At 68.5% G+C, this 18,256-nt stretch carries 24 protein-coding genes; 3 read left to right on the forward strand and 21 right to left on the reverse strand.

The genetic code is table 11. The features are described from left to right. On the forward strand, positions 1-289 hold a 289-nt coding region (locus GOAMR_RS11195; protein ID WP_005187267.1), incomplete at its 5' end, for a LapA family protein. Between the two features lie 75 nt (positions 290-364). On the opposite strand, the gene GOAMR_RS11200 is transcribed toward GOAMR_RS11195, so the two are convergent. The 5 genes from GOAMR_RS11200 to rpsB form a co-directional block, all read right to left on the reverse strand. Beyond that, entirely contained in the window at positions 365-1,204 is an 840-nt protein-coding gene (locus tag GOAMR_RS11200) for a phosphatidate cytidylyltransferase (RefSeq protein ID WP_040515024.1), read from the reverse strand. A 14-nt stretch (positions 1,205-1,218) separates the two neighbouring features. Further along, positions 1,219-1,776 carry a ribosome recycling factor gene (frr, locus tag GOAMR_RS11205; protein WP_005187274.1) on the reverse strand — a complete coding sequence of 186 codons (558 nt, stop codon included), beginning with the start codon at positions 1,774-1,776 and terminating at the stop codon, positions 1,219-1,221. A gap of 64 nt (positions 1,777-1,840) precedes the next feature. Then, positions 1,841-2,584, reverse strand: coding sequence for a UMP kinase (pyrH, locus tag GOAMR_RS11210; RefSeq protein ID WP_005187277.1), 744 nt, complete (start codon positions 2,582-2,584; stop codon positions 1,841-1,843). 170 nt (positions 2,585-2,754) lie between these two features. Beyond that, entirely contained in the window at positions 2,755-3,579 is an 825-nt protein-coding gene (tsf, locus tag GOAMR_RS11215) for a translation elongation factor Ts (protein ID WP_005187280.1), read from the reverse strand. A 124-nt stretch (positions 3,580-3,703) separates the two neighbouring features. After that, positions 3,704-4,516, reverse strand: coding sequence for a 30S ribosomal protein S2 (rpsB, locus tag GOAMR_RS11220; protein ID WP_005187281.1), 813 nt, complete (start codon positions 4,514-4,516; stop codon positions 3,704-3,706). Positions 4,517-4,829: 313 nt separating this feature from the next. Between rpsB and GOAMR_RS11225 the strand changes: the two genes are divergently transcribed. Continuing rightward, positions 4,830-5,393: a M23 family metallopeptidase gene (locus tag GOAMR_RS11225; protein ID WP_005187282.1), complete on the forward strand. Its 564-nt coding sequence runs from the start codon at positions 4,830-4,832 to the stop codon at positions 5,391-5,393. Positions 5,394-5,407: 14 nt separating this feature from the next. Here GOAMR_RS11225 and GOAMR_RS11230 read toward each other — a convergent pair whose 3' ends face one another. Then, a complete protein-coding gene (locus tag GOAMR_RS11230) occupies positions 5,408-6,385 on the reverse strand; it encodes a tyrosine recombinase XerC (RefSeq protein WP_005187283.1) in 978 nt (325 codons plus the stop codon). 60 nt (positions 6,386-6,445) lie between these two features. Beyond that, complete coding sequence (locus GOAMR_RS11235; protein ID WP_005187284.1) at positions 6,446-7,387, reverse strand: siderophore-interacting protein; 942 nt, start codon at positions 7,385-7,387, stop codon at positions 6,446-6,448. A gap of 172 nt (positions 7,388-7,559) precedes the next feature. On the opposite strand from GOAMR_RS11235, the gene GOAMR_RS11240 reads away from it, so the two are divergent. Continuing rightward, the gene (locus tag GOAMR_RS11240) at positions 7,560-8,123 is read left to right on the forward strand and encodes a TetR/AcrR family transcriptional regulator (protein ID WP_005187285.1); all 564 of its coding nucleotides are present in this window, start codon (positions 7,560-7,562) and stop codon (positions 8,121-8,123) included. Positions 8,124-8,145: 22 nt separating this feature from the next. Here GOAMR_RS11240 and dprA read toward each other — a convergent pair whose 3' ends face one another. The 14 genes from dprA to rpsP form a co-directional block, all read right to left on the reverse strand. Then, on the reverse strand, positions 8,146-9,279 hold the full coding sequence (dprA, locus tag GOAMR_RS11245; protein ID WP_005187286.1) for a DNA-processing protein DprA: 1,134 nt from the start codon (positions 9,277-9,279) through the stop codon (positions 8,146-8,148). Continuing rightward, entirely contained in the window at positions 9,279-10,814 is a 1,536-nt protein-coding gene (locus GOAMR_RS11250; RefSeq protein ID WP_005187287.1) for a YifB family Mg chelatase-like AAA ATPase, read from the reverse strand. Before GOAMR_RS11250 ends, dprA begins: the two co-directional genes overlap by 1 nt. After that, positions 10,811-11,215: a YraN family protein gene (locus GOAMR_RS11255; protein ID WP_040515032.1), complete on the reverse strand. Its 405-nt coding sequence runs from the start codon at positions 11,213-11,215 to the stop codon at positions 10,811-10,813. The genes GOAMR_RS11250 and GOAMR_RS11255 overlap by 4 nt, the downstream gene beginning before the upstream one ends. 120 nt (positions 11,216-11,335) lie before the next feature. Next, complete coding sequence (locus GOAMR_RS11260; RefSeq protein ID WP_005187289.1) at positions 11,336-11,647, reverse strand: DUF2469 domain-containing protein; 312 nt, start codon at positions 11,645-11,647, stop codon at positions 11,336-11,338. Continuing rightward, complete coding sequence (locus GOAMR_RS11265; protein ID WP_005187290.1) at positions 11,644-12,351, reverse strand: ribonuclease HII; 708 nt, start codon at positions 12,349-12,351, stop codon at positions 11,644-11,646. Before GOAMR_RS11265 ends, GOAMR_RS11260 begins: the two co-directional genes overlap by 4 nt. Positions 12,352-12,361: 10 nt before the next feature. Next, positions 12,362-13,201 (reverse strand): signal peptidase I, encoded by an 840-nt coding sequence (lepB, locus tag GOAMR_RS11270; RefSeq protein ID WP_005187291.1) that lies wholly within the window; start codon positions 13,199-13,201, stop codon positions 12,362-12,364. Positions 13,202-13,415: 214 nt separating this feature from the next. Next, positions 13,416-13,757: a 50S ribosomal protein L19 gene (gene rplS / locus GOAMR_RS11275; RefSeq protein ID WP_005187298.1), complete on the reverse strand. Its 342-nt coding sequence runs from the start codon at positions 13,755-13,757 to the stop codon at positions 13,416-13,418. Between the two features lie 217 nt (positions 13,758-13,974). Then, the gene (locus tag GOAMR_RS11280) at positions 13,975-15,048 is read right to left on the reverse strand and encodes a hypothetical protein (protein ID WP_005187301.1); all 1,074 of its coding nucleotides are present in this window, start codon (positions 15,046-15,048) and stop codon (positions 13,975-13,977) included. Next, positions 15,045-15,377 carry a hypothetical protein gene (locus GOAMR_RS11285; RefSeq protein ID WP_138943683.1) on the reverse strand — a complete coding sequence of 111 codons (333 nt, stop codon included), beginning with the start codon at positions 15,375-15,377 and terminating at the stop codon, positions 15,045-15,047. The genes GOAMR_RS11280 and GOAMR_RS11285 overlap by 4 nt, the downstream gene beginning before the upstream one ends. Next, positions 15,374-15,805: a YbaB/EbfC family nucleoid-associated protein gene (locus GOAMR_RS11290; RefSeq protein ID WP_005187305.1), complete on the reverse strand. Its 432-nt coding sequence runs from the start codon at positions 15,803-15,805 to the stop codon at positions 15,374-15,376. Before GOAMR_RS11290 ends, GOAMR_RS11285 begins: the two co-directional genes overlap by 4 nt. 129 nt (positions 15,806-15,934) lie before the next feature. Next, positions 15,935-16,633: a tRNA (guanosine(37)-N1)-methyltransferase TrmD gene (gene trmD, locus GOAMR_RS11295; RefSeq protein WP_040515033.1), complete on the reverse strand. Its 699-nt coding sequence runs from the start codon at positions 16,631-16,633 to the stop codon at positions 15,935-15,937. A 26-nt stretch (positions 16,634-16,659) separates the two neighbouring features. Continuing rightward, positions 16,660-17,175, reverse strand: coding sequence for a ribosome maturation factor RimM (gene rimM / locus GOAMR_RS11300; protein ID WP_005187313.1), 516 nt, complete (start codon positions 17,173-17,175; stop codon positions 16,660-16,662). 26 nt (positions 17,176-17,201) lie between these two features. Beyond that, complete coding sequence (locus GOAMR_RS11305) at positions 17,202-17,444, reverse strand: RNA-binding protein (protein ID WP_005187316.1); 243 nt, start codon at positions 17,442-17,444, stop codon at positions 17,202-17,204. Further along, complete coding sequence (rpsP, locus tag GOAMR_RS11310; protein ID WP_005187318.1) at positions 17,441-17,875, reverse strand: 30S ribosomal protein S16; 435 nt, start codon at positions 17,873-17,875, stop codon at positions 17,441-17,443. Before rpsP ends, GOAMR_RS11305 begins: the two co-directional genes overlap by 4 nt. Positions 17,876-18,256 lie beyond the last annotated feature (381 nt).

The following is an 18,256-nucleotide window of genomic DNA, read 5'->3' on the forward strand; positions in this document are numbered from 1 at the left end:
ACGCCGCAGCGGCAAGTCCATCGCCGGCGAAGTCCGGCACACCCGGACCAGTGCCGCATGGGCGGGAATGATCATCGGCTCGATCCTCGCGATCCTCCTGCTGGTCTTCATCGTGCAGAACCTCAGCTCGCAGAAGATCTGGCTGCTGTTCTGGGAGGTCAACCTGCCCGTCGGCGTCAGCCTGCTCATCGCCGCGATCGCCGGAGCACTGGTCACCGCCCTTATCGGCGGCCTGCGCATGTTCCAGCTCAATCGCGCCCTGACGAAAGCCTCCAAGGCAAACCGCTGACAGTTGAGCTCCCGACGGCGGCCGGGTATCCACCGTGCGCGGTCTGTGAGACACAGTCCGGTCACAGCGGCCCGGTCACAGCAAGGCGGTCAGCACACCCCACACCACGAACGCAGACGGCAGCAGCGAGTCCAGGCGGTCCATGATGCCGCCGTGACCGGGCAGCAGCGTCCCCATGTCCTTGATCCCGAGGTCACGTTTGACCTGTGACTCGACAAGGTCACCGAGGGTGGCGCAGATCACCAGGACCGGACCGAGAATCGCGCCGACCCACCAGTGCGCATCGAGCAAGAACAGCGCACAGCACACCGCGCCGATCGTGCCGACGAGCAGCGACCCGACCAAGCCCTCCCACGATTTCTTCGGGCTGATCGCCGGTGCCATCGGGTGTTTACCGAACAGCACTCCGGCCGCGTAGCCGCCCACATCGGAGCACACCACGACGACGACCAGGGTGGCCACGCGGGCCGCGCCATCGGATTCGGTGACGATCAGCGCGCCGAAGGCGCCCAGCACCGGCAGCCACGCCATCACCAGGACCGTGACGGCCAATCCGCGCAGGTAGTCCTCGGGTGCGGCGCTCAGCCCTTGCGCCAGCAGCTTCCACACCATCGACACCAGGACCGTGGTGACCGCCGCGACCAGGATGCCGGTGGTCCCCCACGGCCAGCCCGACCAGATGATGGCCTGACCGCCGATCAGCAGCGGCCACAGCGCGATACCGATCCCGCCGTCGCGCAGGCGCTGGGAGATCTCCCACGTCGCGATCGCCAGCGCAACCGACACGACTGCGTACCAGATCCTCGGTTCGAACACGAGGACGGCGATGATTCCGGCGCCGAGCGAGACGCCGATCCCGATCGCGGCCGGCAGGTCACGGCCGGCCCGCGAGGTCTTCTGAGGTTCTGTACTCATCAGGTGTGGCGCGCTCACACCTCGAGCAATTCGTTTTCCTTGTGTTTGACCAGCTCGTCGACCTGGGCGACGTACGACGCGGTGGTCTTGTCGAGCTCCTTCTCGGCCCGTACCACCTCGTCCTCCCCTGCCTCGCCGTCCTTCTGGATCCGCTTGAGCTCGTCGACGGCCTTGCGCCGAACGTTACGGATCGCGACCTTGGCGTCCTCGCCCTTGCCCTTGGCCTGCTTGACCAGGTCCTTGCGGCGGTCCTCGGTGAGCTGCGGGATGGCCACCCGGATCACGTTGCCGTCGTTGGTGGGATTCACGCCCAGGTCGGAGTTACGGATTGCGGTCTCGATGTCCCGCAGGCTCGACGCCTCATAGGGCTTGATGACCACCAGACGCGCCTCCGGCGTGTTGATGCTCGCCACCTGGGTGATCGGGGTGAGCGCGCCGTAGTACTCGATGTGCACCTTGTTGAACATGGCCGGGTTGGCCCGTCCGGTCCGGATGGACCCCATGTCGTCCTTGGCGACGCCGACGGCCTTCTCCATCTTTTCCTCGGCGTCGAGCAAAGCGTCGTCAATCATGTTGTCCGGTTCTCCTTGTGGTGTGCTGATCGGGTCGTGTGTGGTGTGGTGGGTCCGTGAGACCTCAGTCGGTGCTCACGAGCGTTCCGATCCGTTCACCCGCGACGGCACGTGCAATGTTGCCCTCTTCGAGCAGGTTGAACACCAGCATCGGCATCTTATTGTCCATGCAGAGGCTGAATGCGGTCGCATCAGCCACCTTGAGTTCCTTCTCCAGGGCCTCTCGGTGGGTGATCTCCTGGTACAGAGTGGCGTCCGGGTTCTCCCGTGGGTCGGCGCTGTACACACCGTCGACGGCCTTGGCCATGAGGACCACCTCGGCCTTGATCTCCAGTGCACGCTGGGCGGCGGTGGTGTCGGTGGAGAAGTACGGCATGCCCATGCCGGCGCCGAAGATCACCACGCGCCCCTTCTCCAGGTGCCGCACGGCACGCAGCGGGAGGTAGGGTTCGGCGACCTGCCCCATCGTGATGGCGGTCTGCACGCGGGTGGTGACGCCGCGCTTCTCCAGAAAGTCCTGTAGCGCCAGGCAGTTCATGACCGTGCCGAGCATGCCCATGTAGTCCGAACGTGCACGGTCGAGTCCGCGTTGCTGCAACTCGGCACCGCGGAAGAAATTGCCGCCGCCGATCACCACGGCGACCTGCGCGCCGGTGGCCACTACCTCGGCGATCTGGTCGGCGACAGTGGCCACCACATCAGGGTCGAGCCCGACACCGCCGCCACCGAACATCTCACCACCGAGCTTGAGCAGGACTCGGGAAAAGCCCTTACGTTCGGCGTGCGCGCTGTCGGTGCTGTCGGTCATCTGCGTCCTCTGCTCGTGTCTGTGGCCGGTGACTACTGGGCGGTGATCAAGGGGACTCGTGTGGTCCGCAGATCATCTTAAAGGTGCCGGATCTGCACGACGGCCCCGCACCCATCGCTTGGATGAGTACGGGGCCGTTGCCAGAATCGGTGAGCCGGGGATCCGGAGATCTAGCTCTGGCCGACCTCGAAGCGGGTGAAGTTCACGACGGTGGCACCGGCCTCGTCGAGAACACTCTTGACCGTTTTCTTCGAATCCTTGACGTACGCCTGCTCGGTGAGGACGACGTCCTTGAAGAAGCCGTTGACGCGGCCTTCGACGATCTTCGGCAGGGCCTGCTCGGGCTTGCCCTCTTCCTTCGCGGTCTTCTCGGCGATGCTGCGCTCGTTCTCGACGACATCGGCGGGCACCTGCTCGCGGGTGGCGTACTTCGCCTTGAGCGCGGCAACCTGCTGAGCGGCGTTGCGCGCGGCCTCGGCGGCGGCGTCACCCTCGCCGGTGTAGGACACCAGCACACCCACGCCCGGAGGCAGGTCCGAAGCGCGCTTGTGCAGGTAGACCGCGACCGGGCCGTCGTAGTACACGACGCGACGCAGTTCGAGCTTCTCGCCGATCTTGGCGGCGAGCGCCTGCACGGTGTCGTTGACGGTGCCGTCACCGAGAGCGGCGGCCTTGAGGGCCTCCACGTCGCTGGTCTTGGCGACCAGGGCGGCGTCGAGCACCTTGTCGGCGAGTTCCTGGAACTCGGCGTTCTTGGCGACGAAGTCGGTCTCCGAGTTGAGCTCGATCATCACGCCGTCCTTGGCGGCGACCAGGCCCTCTGCGGTGGACCGCTCGGCGCGCTTGCCGACGTCCTTGGCACCCTTGATGCGCAGCTCCTCGACAGCCTTGTCGAAGTCACCGTCGTTGTTGGCCAGGGCGTTCTTGCAGTCGAGCATGCCTGAGCCGGTGAGCTCGCGAAGTCGCTTCACATCGGCCGCGGTGTAGTTCGCCATCGTTGGCGAGCCTCCTTTGGGATCAATACGTCGGTGGTGGAAAAATCCGGTCCGGTCAGCGCCGGACCGGATCTCACTGCCACTCCAGAATTATTTGGCGGGCCAGATCTACTGGCAACCGGATTTACTGAGCTGCGGGGGCGGCGTCGCCCTCGGCGGGGGCGGTGGTCTGGTTCAGCAGCTCCTGCTCCCACTCGGCGAGCGGCTCGCCCGCGGCGGCGTCCGGCTTGGCATCGCCCGCGGCCTGGCCGGCACGTGCCTGCACACCCTCGGCGACGGCCGAGGCGACCACGCGGGTCAGCAGGGCGGCGCTGCGGATGGCGTCGTCGTTGCCCGGGATCGGGTAATCGACGAGGTCGGGGTCGCAGTTGGTGTCGAGGATGGCGATCACCGGGATGTTGAGCTTGCGGGCCTCACCGACGGCGATGTGCTCCTTGTTGGTGTCGACGACCCAGATCGCCGAGGGCACCTTGGCCATATCGCGGATGCCGCCGAGCGTGCGCTCAAGCTTGTTCTTCTCACGCGTGAGCATGAGGATTTCCTTCTTGGTGCGACCCTCGAAGCCACCGGTCTGCTCCATGGCCTCGAGTTCCTTCATGCGCTGCAGGCGCTTGTGGACGGTCGAGAAGTTGGTGAGCATGCCACCGAGCCAGCGCTGGTTGACGTACGGCATGCCGACGCGGGTGGCCTCGGCGGCGATGGATTCCTGCGCCTGCTTCTTGGTGCCGACGAACAGGATGGTGCCGCCGTGGGCGACGGTCTCCTTGACGAACTCGTACGCCTTGTCGATGAAGGTCAGCGTCTGCTGCAGGTCGATGATGTAGATGCCGTTGCGGTCGGTGAAGATGAACCGCTTCATCTTGGGGTTCCACCGGCGGGTCTGGTGCCCGAAGTGTGCGCCGCTGTCCAGCAGCTGCTTCATTGTCACGACAGCCATGTCGTCACTTCCTTTGTGTTGCAGTTGATACCGGCCCCGGGTGGTGCCGGCCCTGGCGTCCGCGATCGCGTGGACCCCGCACGAATACGGGGACCGCCACGCGATACGGCTGCCCGGGAAGACCGGGCGACGTGCGGACGCGCGAAGTCACCCCACCGACGGGCGGCGAGATGCGGCACCGACTCTACGCCGGTTACCTGCGAGAACCAAAAGCGTTATCCCCAGGCCGGGTGCCGGTCCGCCGATCGGGTGACTTTCGGGGAATCTTCGCTGCGGAAGGGAACCGATCGGCCCCGGGTGGCGTCCGATTCCCATGACCTCCGCCGATCGCCCCACCCCGCTTCGCCCGTTCCCGATCCGCGTGCTGGCCCTGACCCTGGTGGGGCTCGCTGTTGCCGCCCTCACCCTGTCCGGCGCCTGGGTCGTCGGCGCGGCGCCTCCGGACGGGTCTCCGGCATCGGCCCATCGCCCGCCGCTGCCACCCGTCCCCACCGTGGTGACGGCGTTCGAGGTGGGCGAGCACCGGTGGTCACAGGGCCATCGGGGCGTCGACCTGAGCGGGCCGGCGGGTACCGCGGTGGTGGCCTCGGCCGCCGGGACCGTCCGGCACGCCGGCGAGGTGGCGGGCAGGCCCGTGGTGTCGATCCTGCACCCCGACGGCATCATCACCACCTACGAACCGGTCACTCCCACCGTGCGGCGCGGCGATCACGTCGCACGCGGCCAGACGGTCGGGACGCTGGAGGCCGGACACGAATCGTGCCCGGGCATGACCTGCCTGCATTGGGGCGCACGGCGCGGCGCCGGGCACTCGGCCGACTACCTCGATCCGCTCGGACTGCTCGGCGCTGTCCGGGTCCGGCTCAAACCGCTGTGACCGTCGGGTACCGGTCAGGCACGCGGATGAGCCTGACGGTGCACGGCACGCAACCTCTCGACGCTCACATGGGTGTACATCTGGGTGGTCGCGAGCGAGGCGTGCCCGAGGAGTTCCTGCACGATCCGCAGATCCGCACCGCCTTCGAGCAGATGGGTGGCGGCGCTGTGCCGCAGCCCGTGCGGCCCCATCGCCGGCCCACCTGACTCGTCCGCCGCCCGGTGCACCACCGACCGGGCGATCCGCTGGTTGAGCCGTCCGCCTTTGGCACCGAGCAGCAGGGCACCGGCGGACTCCGGCCGGGCGGACTGCTCGGAGACCAGTTCCGGCCGTCCCCGCGTCAGCCAGTTGTCGAGGGCCTGTGCCGCGGGTGTCCCGTACGGGACCATCCGTTCCTTGTTGCCCTTGCCGAGGACGCGCAGCACCCGCCGCCCCGCGTCGACGTCGGCGATGTCGAGTCCGCATAGCTCCCCGACCCGGATACCGGTGGAGTACAGCAGTTCGACGATCAGCCGGTCACGCAACGCGATCGCGTCCCGGTCGACGGACGTCGGCCTCCCGGAATCCCCGTTCCCGGGTCCGGCGGCGGTGGGCACGGCCGGTGTACCGGCGGCCTCGATCGCCCGGGCGGCCTGGTCCGCGTCGAGAACGTCGGGCAGGGTGCGATGCGCCTTCGGTGCCCGCAGCCGCGGGGCCGGATCCACCCGGAGCAGACCTTCGCGGGTGGCCCACGCGCACAGCTTCTTCGCCGATGACACCTGCCGCGCGATGCTGGTGCGAGCCGCCCCCGCCCGGGTCCGGTCGGCCAGCCAGCCACGCAGGACCGGCAGGTCGAGGTCGGCAAACTCGATTCCGCGCACCCCGGCGTAGGTCACGATCGACCGGGCGTCGCCGGTGTAGGCCCGGATCGTGTGCTCACTCAGGCCCGCTTCCAGCCGCAGATACTCGGCGAAGCCGCCCACGATGTCCGTCGCACCGTCACCAGCAGTCACATGACCATCAGACGGGGCATCGCCGCCGGATGCAACCCGCCACGCGCGGTGACCGGGCGGTCAGTTGCGCAACCTGCCGAGCACGTCCTTGGCCTTGTCGACGGCGCTCCGGGCCGCCGCTGCCGCCTCCGCAGCGGCGGACTTCTCACTCCCCGTGTCATCGGCCGCCCGCTGGGTGGCCTTCCATTCGCGGAACCCTTCCTCGGTGCGTCCGCGGCGCCAGTACCCCGAGATCGAGGCGTTGGCCGCACTCACCCCGCGCTCCTTGCGGATGTAGCCACGCAGGTTCTGCATGACGGCGCCCGCTTCGCCGTGGATGAAGACATGCGGCTCACCCTCAAGCCAGGGCGCCGCCTTGACCGCCGCGACGAGCGGTGCGTTGGCTCCGGCCAGTTCGTCGCCTACGTCGCCCGCGCCGGCACCCCGGTGCAGCCAGGTGATCGTCGCACCGGGCGGCGCGACGAGGTCGAGTTCGTCGGCTTCGGAGGCGACCTCGATGAACACCTGCGCCGTCGCGTCCGCGGGCAGCGCTTCCAGGGCGGCGGCGACGGCGGGAAGCCCGGACTCGTCGCAGGCCAGCAGGTGCCACGGGGCATCGGCGCGGGGCCGGTACCCGCTTCCGGGTCCGAGGAACCGGACGGTCTCCCCCGGCCTCGCCCTGGCCGCCCAGGCCCCGGCAATGCCCTCGTCGCCGTGGACCACGAAGTCGATGGCCAGTTCCCTGGCGACGGGGTCGATCGAGCGGATCGTGTAGGTGCGCAGCACCGGATGCTGCTCCGGTGGGAACGATCCGCGGATCGCCTCGATGTCGAACGGTTCGGGATAGCTGACGCCGGGCACCCCGAAGATCAACTTGACGTACATGTCGGTGGCCTGGGCACCGTCGGCGCCCACCGCCGGGGCGAAATCGTCGAATCGGTCACCCCCGAGGTAGAGCCGCACGAAGTGCGGTGAGAGGCGTTCGGTGCGCGTGACGACGAGAGTGGTGAGTCTTTTTGCCATGAGTCTCCTTGGTTCCCGCCCAGCCTACGCCCGGCTTAGGGTCACCTAAATACGATGCCGACACCGAAAGACTACGAACAGCAATGGTAGGTTTGTGATATTGAAGAACGGAGCACGTTCCACGCTCCGAGTTCCACATTCTCACGTTCAGGTCGGCAATACGAGGTAGACGGTGACGGATCAAACACTGGCCAAACGCGCACGACTCGGCGTCTCCGACTGGATCGCCGCATCGATGCGGTTGCTCGTCACCGAGGGACCCGCCGCCCTCAAGATCTCCCGGCTCACCGACACACTCGGTGTCACCAAGGGCAGCTTCTACTGGCATTTCGCCGATATCGCAGCGCTCAAGAGCGCGCTCGCCGAGCATTGCGAGGCACAACAGCGCGCAGCCGCCGAGCATGTGCAGGCTCTGAGTGACCTCCCCGCGGCCGAACGGCTCGACGCCATGGTCGACTTCATCAGCGAACCGCGCCGCTGGAGCGCCGAGGCCGCGGTCCGGTCGTGGTCACACTCCGACAGGACTCTGTGCGCATCCATCGCCGAACTCGATCGGCGCCTGCACAAGGCTATCCACCAGGCGATGCTCGACCTCGGCTTCGACGGCGATGACGCCCAGGCCCGGGCATCACTGTTGCTCTACTCGGGCCTGGGCTACCTGCAGGCCGCCGAGAACACAGGCCCCCCGGATTCGGAGACCCTGCACCGGTTCGTCGCGCTGTCGACGGCCCGCTGATCCTCGCCGCTCCCACGGCGCTTCAACGGAGGGCGAGGCGCCAGCCGCCGCCGTCCCCGCACACCAGGCCCGCGATCTCCATCGACGCCAGCGCCGAACGCACCGCGGGCACACCGAGTCCCGCCGCGTAGGCGATCTCATCGACGGTCACCAGTCCCCGCCCGGGAATCGCGTCATGCACGCGGTGTTGCTCCTCCGACAGTGTGTCGGTGTCGCGTTCGGAGCCCCGCCCGGGATCTCCCCCGCCATCCGGCCGGACCATCGACACCACGGTGTCGGTGTTGAACACCAGCTGGGCCAGTTCGTCGGCGATCAGCCGGTGACAGCCCACCGACGTCGCCGAGGTGACCGGTCCGGGAAACGCACCGACGGGCCGGCCGAGTCTGCGGGCCCAGGCCGCGGTATTGGCGGCCCCCGACCGTTTACCGGCCTCCACCACCACAATCGCCTCCGACAACGCCGCGACGAGCCGGTTGCGTGTGATGAACCGGTGTTTGGCCGCGGTGGTGCCCGGCGGATACTCGCTCACCAGCAGCCCCCGCTCGGCGACCTCGGTCAGCAACCGCGCATGCGCGGTCGGATACGTGCGGTCGATCCCGCAGGCCAGCACCGCCGTGGTGCGGCCACCGGCAAGCAGCACCGCCCGGTGTGCGGCCCCGTCGATGCCGAACGCCCCGCCGGAGGTCACCGACCAGCCACGATCACTCAGTTCCCCCGACAACCGGGCGGCGACGCTCTCCCCGTAGGAGGAGGCGGCACGCGCCCCGACCACGGCGACCGACTGGGCCGCGACCTCGTCGAGCCGGTGCGGCCCACGCACCCACAGCGCCAGCGGCTCTCCCTCACGCGGCCCGGTCCCGGCGCGCGCGAGCGCCAGCAGCTGCCAGCCGGGCCATTCCTCGTCATCGGGCAGCACGAGCCTGGCTCCGACACGCGCCGCGGCCTCCAGATCCTGTGCGGCGCAGTCCGCTCCCGCCCTGGCCTCGGTGGCGGTCAATGCCTCCTCGAATCCGTTCGGGACCAATCGGTCCCGGATGGCATCGGCCGCAGCTGTCGCCCCGAGTTCGGTCACCAGCGCCGCCACCGCCGTACAGGGCGGTTCGGCCACCCGGGCCAGGTAGGCCCAGGCCCGTAGTTCGTCGTCGGGTCTGTTCATCAGTAACTCCCCCTGTCCCGGTACAGCAGTGCTTGGGCCACATCGTCTTCCGTCGGCTTGTCGGCGCCGCGCAGGTCGCACATCGTCCACGCCAGCCGTAACGCCCGGTCGGCACCGCGGGCGGTGACCCGGCCGTCGCGCAGGAACAGCTCGACCGGCCGCATGGCCTCGGCGCTGAGCCGGAACCGTTGCCGCAGAATCGAACCTGGCACCTCCGAATTGGTGAGCCAGCCGAACTCGCGCCAGCGGTCCACCGCCGCCGACCGCGCGGCCACCACCCGGGCACGCACCTGCGCACTCGTCTCCTCCTCCGAGGTCATCAGCGCCGCCGATCCCGGTGGGTCCATCCGCACCCGGATATCGACGCGATCCATCAGCGGCCCGGACAGCTTTCCCAGATACCGCCGCCGCACCACGGAACTGCACACGCAATCCACGTCGTGAGCGGGGGCGCACGGGCATGGGTTCGCCGCCAGGACGAGCTGGAACCGCGCGGGATAGCGGGCGATGCCGTCGCGCCGTTGCACGTTCACCTCGCCCTCCTCGAGGGGTTGGCGCAGCGAATCGAGCACCGTCGGAGGCATTTCCGCGCATTCATCGAGGAACAGCACCCCGCGATGGGCCAGCGACGCCGCGCCCGGACGCGCGAAACCCGTTCCACCACCCAGCAATCCGGTGGCCGAGGTGCTGTGATGTGGGGCGACGAACGGCGGATCGACCACCAGTGGCTGCCCGGGCGAGAGCACCCCGGCGATGGAGTGGATTGCCGTGACCTCCAGCGACTCCTCCCGGCGCAGTGGCGGCAGGATGCCCGGAATCCTCTTGGCCAGCATCGTCTTTCCGATTCCCGGGGGCCCGGTCATCAACACGTGGTGCGCGCCGGCCGCGGCGATCTCCAGCGCGTGCCGGGCCTCGCCCTGCCCGACGACATCGGCCCAGTCGTCGCGGTGCCCGCCGGGCCCGGCCGGCTCCTCCTCCGGCTGCCTCGGCACCGCGTCGAGCACACATTCACCGGCCAGCCAGCTCACCACCTGCGCCAGCGAATCCACGCCGCCGATCTCCAGCTCGGTGACCAGCAGGGCCTCGTCGACGTTGCCGTGGGGCACCACAGCCTGCTCGAAGCCGTGCTCGGCCGCCCAGATCAGGGCCGGCAGAATGCCCCGGACCGGACGCACCCGGCCGTCCAGTGCCAGCTCACCCATGATGATCGTGCGCGGCAGCCGGTGCGGCGCCGCCTCGCCGGTGGACACCAGGATCGCGATCGCCATGGCCAGGTCGAATCCGGACCCGGACTTGGGGATCTCGGCCGGCGACAGCAGAACGGTGAGCCTGCCCTCGGGAAACTTGAAGCCGGAGTTGGCGATCGCCGATCGGATGCGGTCGCGGGCCTCCCGCACCGAGCCGTCGACGCCGCCGCTCACCGCGAACGCCGGCAATCCCGCACCCACCGACGCCTGCACCTCCAGACCCTTGGCCTCGAACGCGTTCAGCCCCACCGTGTGTACGGTGCCGAGCGCTCGGACCCGCGGGGTCATACGAATACCCCGGTGTGGTGCCGCAGACCCGCCCGGGTCGCATCATCGGGGGCTGTCGGATCGAGCTGGATGGCGATGACATCGAACCGGATCGTCGAGAACCAGGTGTCCTGCCCGGCCAGCCACACCTGGGTGGCGCGGCGCATGCGGGCCAGTTTGTCAGGGGTGACCGCCTCGGCCGGGTCGCCGTACATGCGACTGGCCCTGGTCTTGACCTCCACCACCACGAGCACCGTGCCGTCGACGGCGATGATATCGAGTTCTCCGTACCGGCAGCGCCAGTTACGTTCCAGGACTGTCCATCCCGCGTCGGTGACGTAATCGGTGGCGATGTCCTCGCCCAACCTGCCGATCGTCGCCCGCCGGTTCTCGCGCGGCCCGCCTGATCCCTGTTCGCTCATGGCGACAAGCATCACGCCGGATCAGCCCACCCGGACGTGCGAAGACTACCGGATCGCGACATCTGTGGACAGCTCGACAGGACTCCCCAGATTCAGCTGGGGAAACGTTCACAGATCAGTTCAAGGTGTGTCGGGAAGCCGCAGTTCGGGCTTCTCCAGTTCCTCGATGTTGACGTCCTTGAACGTGATCACCCGGACCTGCTTGACGAACCGCGCCGGCCGGTACATGTCCCACACCCAGGCGTCGCTCATCCGCAGCTCGAAGTACACCTCGCCGTCGGTGTTGCGGGGCGCCAGCTCGACAGCGTTGGCCAGGTAGAAGCGCCGTTCGGTCTCGACCACGTATGTGAACTGGCCGACGATGTCCTTGTACTCGCGGTACAGGGAGAGTTCCATCTCGGTTTCGTACTTCTCGAGATCCTCCGCGCTCATCCTGTAAGCGTATCGCGATCCGGCGCCGTGGGAATGAGCGGTCTCCCGCGTGCGCGCGAGGCCACATTCCGGTAGGACATGCGGTGCTCGTGCGAGGGTCCGAGGTCGTCGATGCGGCTCATATGGTGGGCCGTGCTGTATCCCTTGTGGACGGCGAAGTCGTAGCCCGGAAGCGTGCGGTCGAGGCCCACCATGATGCGGTCGCGGGTCACCTTGGCGATCACGCTCGCCGCGGCGATACAGGCGGCCGCACCGTCACCGCCGATGACGGGCAGGCTCGGCATCGTCAGGCCCGGAACCCCGAAACCGTCGGACAACACATAGCCGGGCGGGGTGTGCAGACCCGCGATCGCCCGCCGCATGCCCTCGATGTTGGCCACGTGGATGCCGATCCTGTCGACCTCCGCGGCATCGATGATCACCGCGTGCCAGGCGAGCGCGTTGCGGGTGACCGCCCGGTAGAGCCGCTCACGCGTCGGCTCGGGGAGCTTCTTGGAGTCATCGAGGTCGGCCAGCGAGGTGGCCTGGGCGGGTTTGAGGATGCACGCGGCCACCACCAGCGGTCCCGCGCAGGCGCCGCGCCCGGCCTCGTCGACACCGGCGACGGGGCCGAGTCCGCTGGTGTGCAGGGCAAATTCGTACGTCCGCAGGTTCGCCGCCCTGCGGACGGGCCTGCGCGGCGGCCACCTGTTCCCCGTCGGCACGAGCGGTGTCCTACTTCTGCGGGTTGACCGCGTCGACACCACCGATCCGGGAGAACGGATAGATGATGAAGCGCACCTTGCCGCGGATATTGCTCACCGGCACCGTGCCCTGCAGTTCGTCGGAGATGTGGTAGCGCGAGTCGGCCGAGTTCAGGCGATTGTCGCCCATCACCCACACGTTGCCGGCGGGCACCTTGATCGGCCCGAAGTCCGCGCCGTAGCAGCTGTTGGGGGTACTGTCCTCGTTCGTGAAGTCCGACGCCCCCATCCCGGCGACGCTGTCGATCTGCAGTTGCTTGTCGATGTACGGCTCGTGCAGGGGCTTTCCGTCGACCGTCACGCCCTTGCCGTCGGCGTTCTTGCACGCCACCGTCTGTCCACCGGTCGCGATGACGCGCTTGACCAGGTTGTTCTCGTCCGGCGGGGCGAAGCCGAACCACGACAGCCCGTCCTGGACCGCCTTGATCGCCGGGTTCGACGACCTCGGCGACTGCCAGCTGCCATCCCACGACTCGGTGGGTGCCTTGAAGACCACCACGTCGCCGGGTTCGGGGTCGCCGAACCGGTAGGCCAGCTTGTCGATGACGATCCGGTCGTTGGTGCACCCCTGGCACCCGTGCAGCGTCGACTCCATCGATTCCGACGGGATGACGTACTGCCGGCCGATGAAGGTCTGCAACACCCAGGTCACCAGCAGCACGCAGCCAACGATGATGACGATCTCGCGCAGCATCGACGACTTCTTCTGTTCCTGCTCGTCGGTGGACTTGAGCCGCCACGGCCGCGCACCCGTCTCCGGGGACGTCGTGTCGTCCGGCTCCGGTGTCGCGCCCTCCGACGGCGTGTCCACGCGATCTGGTTCGTCTCGATGCTCTCCGGCGTCGGCGCCGGTCCCCTGGTCCTGTGTATCGGCCACCCAGCCAGAGTAGACGTGCCGGCGGCCGCACCTGCTTCCGACGCACCCGGCGGCCCCCGTCCCGCCCCGCGAGGGGCGGTGCATATGCGAAGGCCCCGGCCGCACAATGTGCGGCCGGGGCCTGAAGACCGGAAGAATCCGGCTCAGCTCAGCGCTTTTCCTTGATCTTGGCAGCCTTGCCGCGCAGGTCACGCAGGTAGTACAGCTTGGCGCGACGGACGTCACCGCGGGTCAGCACGTCGACCTTGGCGATGTTGGGGCTGTGCACGGGGAAGGTGCGCTCCACGCCGACACCGAACGACACCTTGCGGACGGTGAAGGTCTCGCGGATGCCGCCACCCTGGCGACGGATCACGACGCCCTTGAAGACCTGGATCCGCTCCTTGGCACCTTCGATGACCTTGACGTGAACGTCGAGGGTGTCGCCGGGTGCGAATTCGGGGATGTCGTCACGGAGTGACTGCTTGTCGAGGAAGTCGAGGGTATTCATCGGGATAGTCCATTCTGGAATGTAACGGCGAACAGAGGAACCTGGCGGCCTGCCGTCCGGCGCGTGGGCGCCGGGCCGCAGGTTCGACCGGTTCGTGCTCCGAGTCGTTGGTACCCGTGTCGGCACCGACCGGCATTCCGGTCTGGCGCATCCGTGCGCGGGCAACCTGAATATTGTGCCAGATACCACCTGCTGAGACGAAATCGCCGGTGGACCGTCAGTCGTCGAGTTCGTCGGGGTCTGTGCCGACGGGTCCGGGTGTGGCGGCCGACGGTGCGATCACCCGGATCCCGAGGTCCTCGAAATGAGCGGTTACGTGGGCGGGCACGGGATGGGCAGAGGCCACGGCGAGGGGCCGGGCCCCTACAGCCTCGAGGTGTTCGGCGATCGCGAACTCCGACCCGCGCGGCGATCCGGCCAGATGTTCTGCGGCCCCGATCGTGACGCCGGTCCGCAGGTAGGCGACGGGGTCACTGGTGCCCACCACCTCGATCAGTTCCCGCGCCGCCGTGCAGCCCACACCGACCGACATCCGCACCCACTGTGTCAGGTCCTGCGGCAACGATGCGTGCAGTTCCCGCGCGCGTTCGGCCAGACGAGTCCCGTCGACGTCCGGCGGCGGGTCGGGGTGACCCCCGAACGCACCCGCCATCGCCGCACCAGCCATCGCCGCGGCGGCCACCGGTGCGGCGGCGACCATCCCGGGAAACGCCGGGCCCGAGGCCATCGGGGTGTACGCGCCCGAGGTCGGGCTGTGTGAACCGGCGGACTGATCGTCGGGTTGCGGGTCTGACGAGGCCCTGTCGGTGTGACCGGGATCGAGCTGTGCCGCCCGCTCGACCGCGGCGTCGCCGATCGTCCCGAACACCGAGGTCGCGGCACCGGAGGCCGCCACCAGCGCCGTCGGATGCCCCACCAGGGAGGCGATCTCGGCGCGCAGCAGATCGCGTTCGGCGATGGCCGAGGCCAGTGACAACCGATCGCGGGTCCCGACAACCTCGTCGGCATAGCCGTCCAGGGTCGCCGCGAGTGCCCCGAGCCGGGCCACCACATCGGCGACGGCACTGCCGCGTGCCCCGGCGATCGCGTGGGCCGCGTGGTCGGTGCCCTCACGCAGGCCGCCCGCGCCCAGTCCCGCCCTGGTGTGCGCGGTGGTGAACGCCCTGCCCACGGCCTCGGTCTGGGTGGCGATCGCCTCCAACCTGCGTGCGCACGCCCTCAGCGCGGCCACGTCGGCGGTCGGATCCGACGCCTGCGCGAGCGCGTCGACGACATCGCGGGGTGAGGTCACAGCACCAGCCCTTTGTCACCCCGGGCCCCGAACACCGGTGCGGCGCTCGAGTCGGCCGTACGCAGCCGCGTTCCGGCGGCGTCCAGCGCTGCGATGTGCTCACGCATCAGGGTGTCGACGGCGCCGAGCGCGTCGAGGGCCAGGCGCGCGGACTCGCCGAACCTCGGCCGGATCACGTCGGCGACCGGGTCCACACCGAAGGCGACGCCCGCCGCGGCGAGCGTGGTCCGCAGCTCGGTGGTGAGCGCGGGGAGCTCGCCGGCGAGGGCGTTCAGGGTACGGACGAGGTCGTCGAGATCGTCGAGATCGACGTGCATCCTGCCTGTCACCCGCTCATCACATCCACGATGTCGTCGTAGTCGGGCGTGTTGACCGGGTCGGCGTCGACGATCGACATCGACACCTGATCGCGTGTGGCGCGCAGCTTTTCGTCGGCGGCGGCCACGAGTGAGGTGATCGCCTCCGCGAGCCCGGCGGCGTCCCGGTCGCGGAGCGCCGCGGGGTCGATGGTCAGGCCGACCAGCAGCCCTCTGGCGTTGACCGTCACCGACACATCGCCCTCGGAGGTGGCGGCCTCGGCGGTGAGTCCGGCCAGGACTGCCCGGATCCGGTCGAGTTCGGCGTGCTGCCGTTCCAGTTCGGCGTGCATTCTCGCCCAGACATCGGGGCGCTGTCCGGACGGGGTGGCCGCGCCCGGTGCTCCGCTCGGTGATTGTGGTGCCTCGCCGGACGCTGTGGCGTGCTGTTGCGGTTCCACGCGTTGTCCTCTCACACTGTCCGGACCGAGGCGGCGTGCATCGGTCACCAGGGCCGATGCCACCTCGCGTGTGGTCGATCGTAGCCCCGGTGCTCTGGCCGGTCGACAGATTCATCCACAAGCGTGTCGTCAGGTGGTGCCGGAGGCGTATCCGTCCAGAAGGTCCGGCCGGCGTTCGCGGGTGCGTTCGAGGGACTGTTCGTGGCGCCATGCGGCGATCTTGGCGTGATCACCCGACAGCAGTACCGGCGGGACCGCCAGGTCGCGCCACACCTCGGGCCGGGTGTAGCTCGGCCCCTCCAGAAGTCCGTCGGAGAACGAATCCTCTTGGTGGGAGCGCGGATTGCCCAGGACTCCGGGAATGAGCCGGACCGTCGCCTCGATCATCGCGAGCACCGCGACCTCGCCTCCGATGAGGACGAAATCACCGATCGACACCTCCTCGACCCGCACCCGCCGGGCGGCGTCGTCGAAAACCCTCTGGTCGATGCCCTCGTAGCGCCCGCAGGCGAACACGAGGTGGGATTCACCGGCCCAGCGGGCCGCGGTCGCCTGGGTGAACGGCACACCGGCGGGCGTTGGCACCACCAGCAGCGCCTCGTCCGGGCAGACCTCATCGAGGCAGGCTCCCCACACCTCGGGTTTCATCACCATGCCGGGTCCGCCGCCGTACGGCGAGTCGTCGACGCTGCGGTGCACGTCGTGCGTCCAGTCCCGCAGATCGTGGACATCGACGGTGACCTGGCCCCGGTCAACCGCTTTGCCGAGCAACGCCACCCGCAACGGAGTGAGGTAGTCGGGGAAGATCGAGACAATGTCCAGGCGCATCGACGGCCGCGTGGTGTCCGGGTCGGTCACTGGTCGAACAGTCCGTCGGGCGGGTCGATCACCACACCACCGTCCCGCGTCACCTCCGGCACGATGTCGCGCACGAACGGCACGAGCAGTTCGCGACCGTCCTCAGCGGTCACCGCGAGAATGTCGTTGGCCGGCAGGTGCAGCACCGACGACACCACGCCCACGGGGTCACCGTCGACGGTCGTGACCGGCAGACCTTCGAGTTCATGGTCGTAGAACTCGTCCGGGTCGTCACCCGAGTCGACGTCGGCGGCGTCGATGACGAACAGCGTGCCGCGCAGTGCGTCGGCCGCGGTCCTGTCGCCGACCTCTTTGAGGGACAGCAACAGCCGCCCGGAATGGTTCCGGGCGGCTGTGACTGTGAAGCGACGTTCGCCACCCCCGCGCGGCGCCTGGCCGCGCAGGATCGCTCCACACGCGAACCGGGTGTCGGGGTCGTCGGTGCGTACGTCGACCACGACCTCACCACGGATGCCGTGGGCCTTGACCACACGCCCGATCACCAGGTCCATCTGCGCGGAGCCGCCTTTACCCGCGGTCAGCGGTCGGTGTCGACGATGTCGACACGGATTCCGCGGCCGCCGATTCCGGCGACGAGGGTCCGCAGCGCGGTCGCGGTGCGGCCGTTACGGCCGATGACCTTGCCGAGATCCTCGGGGTTGACGTGCACCTCGACCAGACGGCCACGACGGCCGGTCACCAGGTCGACGCGCACGTCATCGGGGTTGGCGACGATGCCGCGAACGAGGTGTTCGACGGCGTCCGCGACGACTGCGCTCACGCGTCAGCCTCGGCGGCCTCCGGAGCGGCCTCGTCGTCCTTCTTGGCGGCCTTCTTCTTCGGGGTGGTGGCCGCGGCGACGGGCTCGCTGTCGGCAGCGGCCAGCGCGGCGTTGAACAGGTCGAGCTTGGACGGCCTGGGCTCGGCGACCTTCAGGGTGCCCTCGGCACCCGGCAGGCCCTTGAACTTCTGCCAGTCACCGGTGACCTTGAGGATGGTCAGAACCGGATCGGTGGGCTGAGCACCGACGCCGAGCCAGTACTGGGCGCGCTCGGAGTCGACCTCGATCAGGCTGGGCTCTTCCTTGGGGTGGTACTTGCCGATGGTCTCGATGACGCGACCGTCGCGACGGGTACGCGCATCGGCGACGACGATGCGGTACTGCGGGTTGCGGATCTTACCGAGACGGGTGAGCTTGATTTTGACAGCCATGTGTCTTCCTTGCTGGTCACTGCGCAATTCGGCGACTCACCCGGAGTGGTGAGCCCGGTTTTGCGATCTGTTTTCGGTGTGACCGTCGGCCGGCCGTGGCCGGGTCCGACGAACCGACGGTTCATTCTGCCAGAGGGCGTGCGCGTCACGAAATCGGCGCCCCACGCCGACGACGGCCGCCAGAGAAGTGGCAACACGAAAATAGCCGGGTTCGGATGTGGTTGCCTACCCCGCGAAAAGCATCCATATCCGAACCCGACCGCAACCTGAACGCTACATTACCAACGAGTAAGAACCAAGCTGCCCGAATATATTTGTGCTCCAGATCACAGGTTGGGCGATATCGCGCGACTGCCGGAACACGCCCGATCAGACGATGCG

The organism is Gordonia amarae NBRC 15530 (genome assembly GCF_000241345.1).
Taxonomy (GTDB): domain Bacteria; phylum Actinomycetota; class Actinomycetes; order Mycobacteriales; family Mycobacteriaceae; genus Gordonia; species Gordonia amarae.

Excerpts from the sequence above, each read along its gene's own strand:
- GOAMR_RS11200 (WP_040515024.1), bottom strand. The coding sequence starts at position 1,204 with ATGAGTACAGAACCTCAGAAGACCTCGCGGGCCGGCCGTGACCTGCCG.
- frr (WP_005187274.1), bottom strand. The coding sequence starts at position 1,776 with ATGATTGACGACGCTTTGCTCGACGCCGAGGAAAAGATGGAGAAGGCC.
- pyrH (WP_005187277.1), bottom strand. The coding sequence starts at position 2,584 with ATGACCGACAGCACCGACAGCGCGCACGCCGAACGTAAGGGCTTTTCC.
- tsf (WP_005187280.1), bottom strand. The coding sequence starts at position 3,579 with ATGGCGAACTACACCGCGGCCGATGTGAAGCGACTTCGCGAGCTCACC.
- rpsB (WP_005187281.1), bottom strand. The coding sequence starts at position 4,516 with ATGGCTGTCGTGACAATGAAGCAGCTGCTGGACAGCGGCGCACACTTC.
- GOAMR_RS11225 (WP_005187282.1), top strand. The coding sequence starts at position 4,830 with ATGACCTCCGCCGATCGCCCCACCCCGCTTCGCCCGTTCCCGATCCGC.
- GOAMR_RS11235 (WP_005187284.1), bottom strand. The coding sequence starts at position 7,387 with ATGGCAAAAAGACTCACCACTCTCGTCGTCACGCGCACCGAACGCCTC.
- dprA (WP_005187286.1), bottom strand. The coding sequence starts at position 9,279 with ATGAACAGACCCGACGACGAACTACGGGCCTGGGCCTACCTGGCCCGG.
- GOAMR_RS11250 (WP_005187287.1), bottom strand. The coding sequence starts at position 10,814 with ATGACCCCGCGGGTCCGAGCGCTCGGCACCGTACACACGGTGGGGCTG.
- GOAMR_RS11255 (WP_040515032.1), bottom strand. The coding sequence starts at position 11,215 with ATGAGCGAACAGGGATCAGGCGGGCCGCGCGAGAACCGGCGGGCGACG.
- GOAMR_RS11260 (WP_005187289.1), bottom strand. The coding sequence starts at position 11,647 with ATGAGCGCGGAGGATCTCGAGAAGTACGAAACCGAGATGGAACTCTCC.
- rplS (WP_005187298.1), bottom strand. The coding sequence starts at position 13,757 with ATGAATACCCTCGACTTCCTCGACAAGCAGTCACTCCGTGACGACATC.
- trmD (WP_040515033.1), bottom strand. The coding sequence starts at position 16,633 with ATGCGCCTGGACATTGTCTCGATCTTCCCCGACTACCTCACTCCGTTG.
- rimM (WP_005187313.1), bottom strand. The coding sequence starts at position 17,175 with ATGGACCTGGTGATCGGGCGTGTGGTCAAGGCCCACGGCATCCGTGGT.
- rpsP (WP_005187318.1), bottom strand. The coding sequence starts at position 17,875 with ATGGCTGTCAAAATCAAGCTCACCCGTCTCGGTAAGATCCGCAACCCG.